The organism is Endozoicomonas sp. ONNA1 (assembly GCF_024606325.1).
Taxonomy (GTDB): domain Bacteria; phylum Pseudomonadota; class Gammaproteobacteria; order Pseudomonadales; family Endozoicomonadaceae; genus Endozoicomonas_A.
The window spans coordinates 1-1,032 of the sequence record NZ_JAHHPN010000641.1 but is presented as its reverse complement, the minus strand read 5'-3'; the positions used below and the strand labels follow the sequence as shown (position 1 = coordinate 1,032).

The window sequence follows — 1,032 nt, the reverse complement described above, 5'->3', positions numbered from 1 at the left end:
TAAATGATGACTGCACACATCTCTATCAACACTACTGACTAACTCTGAACAACTTGAAAACTCTGTAAATGCGGAACTGCCCGTTAAGCTACCGGCAATGAAAGCATAACAAGGGAAGGCGCAAATTGCTGACAATAAAGCAACCGCTAAGCCAAGCCTGTGACTATTCATAACTATAACTTGAGACCTCGTCAAGGAAGAGCGGGTAGCAACATGTAGAGACTGCCCATGCGCAAGATTCGTGAAGTACTCAGACTCAAATTCGGGCACCGCCTCAGCGGGGTGGCCGGATGTACTGGAATCACTGGCCGGATGCTGCCGGATTGTGTGACCGAGTACTCTCGAATAGCCATGAGTTTATGACAAACTGCGGCAGATCGCGCTCCTTCAATGGAATATCGACTGTATCTCTCCTCAATCTGCAGACACATTTTGGTAACAACTGAAGTGCGGGAAGACCCAATCCCAATGTTGCAGCTAATGCCTGACTGGTATACCTTATCCAAGTCTGCTTGATACGTTTTGAACAATGGAACCAGGTTTGAGTTATAGCCAGCCCTCCAAGAAACAGGCCAGCACCTATGGATGCTTTCACCCATGTGGGTGTTTTTTCTGGTACTTCAAATCCTCTTAATTCAGCTGTGCCAGCAATGCTAATAACCGGACCGCTCGTATTATCTGCATCAGTAATAAGTTTGGATGAAGTGTAGGCCACCTGGGTTGTATAAAGAGAGGCTGAAGAAGAAGCGGACAAAAATGATGATGCAGATGAAATGGCTGTTGGCACAGCGTAATTACATGCAACATCAAAATCTGCCGAAGACCATGCGCTCACTGAAGCAAAACCTGTTCGATAAGTCTTCTCCAATGAAGATTCACAGCCATGTTCACCGGTATCACCTAATATCCACCCCCATGCCTGCTCTCTGTCTATTAATCCAAATGCTCCCTGAACCATATTAACGTCAGTACAATAACTGCCCCAGACGTCACCCATGTAGTAATCAGGATCCGATGGATAAGCTGAGCCAA

General features: G+C 46.3%; 1 protein-coding gene. It reads right to left on the bottom strand.

The window, feature by feature from the left end; translation table 11 throughout:
* Positions 1 to 301 precede the first annotated feature (301 nt).
* On the bottom strand, positions 302 to 1,032 hold a 731-nt coding region (locus KDK19_RS15005), incomplete at its 5' end, for a hypothetical protein (protein ID WP_257288322.1).